The organism is Paenibacillus sp. P4_E11, from assembly GCF_056401635.1.
In genome coordinates this window covers 1-6,106 of the sequence record NZ_JBFUIX010000173.1, presented here as the reverse complement: position 1 = coordinate 6,106, position 6,106 = coordinate 1, and the positions used below count along the sequence as shown (strand labels likewise).

The window sequence follows — 6,106 nt, the reverse complement described above, 5'->3', positions numbered from 1 at the left end:
ATTTTTGTGTCATTTGTTTCTTCCTATTCATTCGTTTGGGATTATCTAATCCGAAAACCAGCTTTGATATTGAACGATGAGCGGAAATCTCAACTAAATGTGATGCTAGACGATGTGAATTTTGTTGGGCAGGGATTTACGGACAATTTTTTTATCCGCCCCAAAGATGTACTGCCATTTTTCAAACCATTTGATCTTGAAAAACTACATTTGCTGAACTGTGAAAGTTTTTTATATTTGCGTGAGCCTGAGCTACTAAGCCAATCACCTGAGGTGGTTACTGCTTGGTTGGACTTGGCAGAGCAAGTATGTGAACGCGAAGATTTGCTTAGTTTGTCCGAACATATCATGTATGTTGCTAGAAAAACTGGAGGCTAATATGGAGGTAGATCCTACAGGTGAACATGCGTTATTGTTTTAAGCAAAATGAAACCGAAAATATTATGAACCGATTTGGTAGAGATTTTTATGAAAAGGTTTTAAGGGATATTGAAACATATGCTGAAAAATGGGGTTTAACCTCTTTTCAATTTATTCCTTCATATTCTGCAAATTTAGTTTTCATGTGCTATTCAGAAAACTTTGGAAGCGTAGTGCTTAAAATAAGTAAATCTTCTTTTGGAGGAATACACACAGAATTTAATGCTTTGTGTCAATACAACGGCAGACGATTTTGCAGAGTGTTTGAAGCTGATATTGAAAATGGTGTCATGCTTGAAGAGTGTGTACTGCCTGGGACTCCACTAAGGGATGAAAGTTCTCTTGATAAAAGACTATCGGTATTTTGTTCTCTATATTCAGGCTTGCATATTACACCTGATAGAGCAGAAATATATCCGACTTTCACAGAGTGGGTCAATAGAATAACAGAATATATGAGCAAGCGACATGATTGTAAAGAATTATATTTGTACATGAAAAAAGCAAAAGATATATGCTCATCGGTTTCTGCTTTGTATTCACAGAAGATGCTGCTTCATGGCGATTTTCATCATGATAATATTTTACTTGGTCCAAATGGACAATATGTAATAATCGACCCAAAAGGTGTAATAGGCGATCCTGTATTTGATGTCCCACGTTTTATATTAAATGAATTTGGTGATGAAAAAACTCCGGAACTACATAAGAAAATTAACGAAATAATAGGAAGTTTAGAGAAAAAACTTAATATCCCGAACGAAATCATAAAGCAATGCCTTTATGTGGAAGCTTCAATGGGAGTGTGTTGGTGCGTAGAAGACGGCTCAACTCCTGAGGAATATTCAAGTCTCATAAAAGATGTTGCATTTGCGGAATCAATTTTGAATAGTTTTATTGATTGAAGAATAGGAGGACGATGAGGTGGCTCCAAAACATTATGTTTCTGCGGCAACAATTGTGCTTAATGAGCGTAACGAAATATTATTATTAAAAGGTCCCAGTCGAGGTTGGGAAATGCCAGGGGGAGTGGTCGAAGAAGGTGAGTCGTTGAAAGATGCAGCAGTCAGGGAAACGAAGGAAGAGAGCGGTATAGATGTTAGACCAATCGGAGGAGAATTAACAACGAGCCCTGAATCTTTAGATGTAGGATTTTTTCCAGTTGAAGTAGCATTAGAGATGGTGACTTGGAGAAATTTCAGGCAGAGAATAGAGTTTGTTTAATTGAAGAACATCATCCATTTTATGTTGAATTTTGAATATGTCATTCCGTCAGGAGACCGCCGCTTTATTACGGGTTCGGAACGGATTGGTTTATTCGGTTCGTTTCGTACAGATCGTGTACGTCACATCCGACGGTATCGGCAATCGTGATCGGTTCCGCCGAGCAGAACAGAAGCTGTGCTCGCCGAAGAACCCGATTATTTGGTTATAACGTACGTTGAAGCCAAATTCGCAATTACTACGAAAATAAGAAAGTTGATGAATTGGAATATTAACGCTAGTGGAAACGATAGTAGAATAAAATAAAATTCAACGAGGCTGCCGTCATGGATCGGCAGCCTCGTTGAACAGGCAGTATAGCGTAATATCAATGGCTGAGCGACATCCACTGTGGAACTATTCCGGCCAGGTCACTGGTTTATCCAGAATGATGCCATCAGTCATCACCCATTGGCGGAGACTGTTCGCTTGGACTTGAATAACGATGAAATACAAATCTCCAGTACCGTTATTGCGGAGCGTGCGTTCGCCTTCAGGCAATCCATAAAGCTCTTTCCCCTCTAATGCTTAACCAGCTTTATATAATCGTAAGCGAGCTGGTACCCGCTGCTGCTGGTGTTTTTGCCCATCACTGTAAAGCGGAACGTCTTATTCCCGCTAGTGCTGAATGTGGCATAGCCTAGATTCGTTTCCATAAACCCCGTCGCGCTGTTGTATTCATCAACCGTGCCCCCTTGGTTCGTCCCGGCAATGGCTAGTTGATAGATGCCTTTATTGGCAGCCGTCCGGTTCCCGATATAGATCGTATAGGTGCCTGGAGCAGGTATGTTGACGGTATACTCCACGTAATCGTTGATTGCATTAGAGTTTAAGTTGTTGAATACTTTTCCAGTCGGCGTATCGGGATAATTCGCCTGAGTGTCGCCTGCTGAAGGGGTGACTGGCAGGGTTTCGGCTTCTAGGATAAGGGGCGGCTTGGCCCAGTTCATTAAGGCACTCATTCCGATTGCGCGAGTGGTTCCCAAATAATCCTTTTGGTCTACCAAATCTTTCGTTTTGTTATATACCTCAGGATCAAATTCGGATAATAGAAGCCATTCGGCAACATAGTTGGCACTGATTCCGTTACCTCCAACATCGGATGACATTCTACCGTCGCTTAGAATTATTTTTTTGGTAAAGTTGTTTGCAAACCGCTGCATATCGGTCAGGTTGAAGACCGGAGTAGTGGTATTCACAACCTTGAGTTGATGTTTGTAGGCCAAGTAAGCAAAGTAAATGTCGAGTAAAGCATGGGAAACATCCTCTGTTGCTTTGTACCCCGTAAATGATTTGGTGTTGGAAGATACGCCTGATGATGTCGTCCAACCGTTATAACCGAGTAAATCCCTATCCCAATAGGTCCAATAATAATAGTCATAGGATGTGCTGCCAACCGTGACCGAACGGACCTCAAGATCTTGTTTGAACAGATTAGCCAGCTTGGAAGCTCGCACTGCATACACCGCATCGGCCTCTGCATGATTGATGTAGAGATAGGCCATCCCGATGGCAGCCAATCGATTAATCGGTTCATCTGCTCCATCTGCCCAAATTGGAGATCCATAAGCAAATTTGAAATAACCCTCGGTACTATCAGCCGGATTATCCATCCAATAAGAATCGAAGTGGGATAAATTGGTCTTAACGGCAGTTTTATAGGTGTCAGCCTTGTTCCTATAAGTTCCCCCAATTGGGAAAGACGGAGTGTGATACACCAGATCAACGTACCGGGCGTACGGGACGCTAATAAATGCGTTATCCACCAACAGATACATGTATTTCGATTCCAATGGTTCATCTTGAGACATGACAGCTGGATTGCTAATTCCAGACCCCCCCATATCCTCTAAAACCACTAAATTGTCTACGACCCGAGTCAAGGCATAGTTCGGACTAGAATTATCCATATTCAGATTGTCGTAGGTAGTGTCAATGCCAAGAACATGACTATACACATTCAATTTGAAGCTTCCCGGGTTAGTCCCTTGTGTGACCCGGACATGGATTGAATTGTTGTCGTTGGCCGTTCCGGTCCCCCCAGTCGAATCCCCGTTCCGAACGGATTTGACGCGTAAAACATTACTTCCCCCGGCATCCTGGAGTAATTTCTCTGCCAGGGTGTATCTTGAACCACTGCGCCATGCAGCAAGCGAATCCCCCTTGTAATCGGTTACGCCTCTTACCGAGTCACGTTGATTCAGGACCGCATCTGCATGAGAGATGAATTGGTCCAGATAAGCGGTATCCCGGGTCGTCTCATACATATCCAAGTAGGCCATCATGACGCTGGTTTCTCCCCAAGCCAACGTACCGGACTCATCGTTGCTGTTCTTAAACCAGTCACCGTTGGTCCCCAATTGGTCGAGATAGTCGAATGTACTCCGGTTTTGGAAGGAGCCGGTGTTCTTCAGGCTGATATCATCCACATAATACGTGCCCAACTTGGTGGAATTGGTAATAAAGCCTATATAATTGACAGATGAGGTCGAGGTGTCGATAAAATCAATATCGTTAAACTTTACCAGTTGAGTCCCCGCCCGATCGTATACGTAATAATCATAGGTTTTATCCGTGGCGTCTACGGTAAGGACAATTTTATACCAAGTGTTTGCTGAATAATTGGTAGTAGTTGATACATATTGAGAGCCATCATAGTAGCCGAATTTACCATTGGAAGCAAGGCTTAGTCTGACCGCTTGAGTCGATCCATTCTTAACATCCATATAGAGGATATCGCTTATACTGGAAGCTTTAACCCAGAATTCATAGAGCAGGGAGGTCACCCCCGGGAAAGAAACACCGGTAGACTGAATTAGAGTGGTACTGGTATCCTCAATCTTCAAGGTTTTGTTCCCCCCTGAAGAAATGACGGAGCTGGTATTATCCGCTATTGTGCTGTTTGACGTCCCCGACCATCCTTCTTGCCCATTGACCGCATTGCCGACGACCATTCCTTCGAAGCTCTGGTTCAATAAGATGTCGTTAGCCATAACATTCCATTCGTCGAATTTGAAGGTAGAGCTTCCCCCGGCAGGTGTTCGGACTTCTATGAGATCCAGGTAACTGGATTCGCCCGAACTGGTGTTCCTCATATCCAACAGGGGACTTCGATAAACGGAAACTCCAGCAGCATTAGAGACTTCGAATACATAATATCGGCCATTCTTGGATCCGTAGGTATTGACCCGCAGCCGATACCATGTATTCGCGCTATAGGCGATTCCGGTATCGACGGAGAGCGTATCCTCGTAGTAGAAGAAGTTCCCGTTGGCTCCTAAGCCGATCTTGACCGACTCGACCAGGGAACCGATATCGGAATAACCTATGATTTGCAATTGGCGGTTGGATTGGGAGGCGTTCACCCAAACTTCCGAAGTCGTATTGGCCGCTCGATATAGATTCTTTCGGGCGTATACGTCCGAAGTTACATTTCCCATAATCTTGGCATATTTGGCCCCGCTGATTCCTGTACCGCTCTCCACGGTTACAGCGCTACCCGAGACCGTCCAAGCCCCTTGATTGTTGAGATTTCCTACCGTATAGCCCTCGAAGCCTTCATCTGCAATTCTTGATTCCATCGGGTATACCGCGATATTGTCGAAATAAACCGTACCCGTTTGCGCCGAAGCGGTTTCCACCTGAATGTTGTCCATATATGAATCCGTAGTCAAGGGAGAATAATCATCCGGGAAGGTCAAATAACTCAATTTGCTCTTATCCGCTGTCATATCGTAGATATAGACATTGTATTTTCCTCTGACGAGATCATAGGCCAGGGTGAAGCAGTACCAGCGACCCGTCACGTAGCTTCCGGCAGAGACATCTGTAAATGTACCTGCTGAAGATTCCCTGACGAATTTCCCGTTACTGCCGAATCCAACCGAGATGGTCGTATTGCCGCCGGACAGCATGTTGAACGTAACCAAGGCATTCGTCTGACTGGCTCTCGCGTAGAATTCGAGGATACCTGCTCCCGATGGCGGAACGGGCCGCGAAGCGAACTCATAACTGCTGCTGGAGGTATCCTTTAATTCGAGTGCCCGGACGCCGGCGTACTTCAAATTCGTGACTGCTTTGGCATTGGTGCTGCCAGACCAGCTGTCCTGACCTTGAATAGCCCCTAAGATGAGGTTCTCCAGATCATATTTGAAGAAAGCGCTGTCTTTTATTTCTAAAGCTTGGGCGAACATCGGACACAGCAAGCCTATCGACAGGCTTACGAGCAACACGAGGATGGTAGATCGCATCATTCGCGTTCGAATAGTAGTACTAGACATAGATTCACACGTCCCTTTCGAAAATGGTATCGGACCCAATCCGGTTTCAAAGAAATCCTTTCTTTTACCATTCACCCCCTCCAGGTAATTTGGTTTAAGTATAGCAACCTCTATTGAAGGGGATATACCGTTCATTTTTGACT

General features: G+C 44.3%; 5 protein-coding genes and 1 pseudogene. 4 read left to right on the top strand and 2 right to left on the bottom strand.

From position 1 onward, the window contains the following. The 4 genes and pseudogenes from AC1DWB_RS30360 to AC1DWB_RS30345 all read left to right on the top strand — a co-directional run. Positions 1-378, top strand: a 378-nt coding sequence (locus AC1DWB_RS30360) for a hypothetical protein (RefSeq protein ID WP_477544832.1), incomplete at its 5' end; no start/stop codon positions are given. A 26-nt stretch (positions 379-404) separates the two neighbouring features. After that, entirely contained in the window at positions 405-1,325 is a 921-nt protein-coding gene (locus AC1DWB_RS30355; RefSeq protein ID WP_477544833.1) for an aminoglycoside phosphotransferase family protein, read from the top strand. Between the two features lie 19 nt (positions 1,326-1,344). Further along, a pseudogene (locus AC1DWB_RS30350) lies at positions 1,345-1,679 on the top strand (NUDIX domain-containing protein). 2 nt (positions 1,680-1,681) lie between these two features. Continuing rightward, positions 1,682-1,855, top strand: a complete 174-nt coding sequence (locus AC1DWB_RS30345; protein ID WP_477544831.1) for a hypothetical protein — start codon at positions 1,682-1,684, stop codon at positions 1,853-1,855. Between the two features lie 185 nt (positions 1,856-2,040). Here AC1DWB_RS30345 and AC1DWB_RS30340 read toward each other — a convergent pair whose 3' ends face one another. Continuing rightward, a complete protein-coding gene (locus AC1DWB_RS30340) occupies positions 2,041-2,184 on the bottom strand; it encodes a hypothetical protein (protein ID WP_477544830.1) in 144 nt (47 codons plus the stop codon). A 20-nt stretch (positions 2,185-2,204) separates the two neighbouring features. After that, positions 2,205-5,963, bottom strand: coding sequence for a carbohydrate-binding protein (locus AC1DWB_RS30335; protein ID WP_477544829.1), 3,759 nt, complete (start codon positions 5,961-5,963; stop codon positions 2,205-2,207). Positions 5,964-6,106 lie beyond the last annotated feature (143 nt).

Excerpts from the sequence above, each read along its gene's own strand:
- AC1DWB_RS30355 (WP_477544833.1), top strand. The coding sequence starts at position 405 with ATGCGTTATTGTTTTAAGCAAAATGAAACCGAAAATATTATGAACCGA.
- AC1DWB_RS30345 (WP_477544831.1), top strand. The coding sequence starts at position 1,682 with ATGTCATTCCGTCAGGAGACCGCCGCTTTATTACGGGTTCGGAACGGA.
- AC1DWB_RS30335 (WP_477544829.1), bottom strand. The coding sequence starts at position 5,963 with ATGTCTAGTACTACTATTCGAACGCGAATGATGCGATCTACCATCCTC.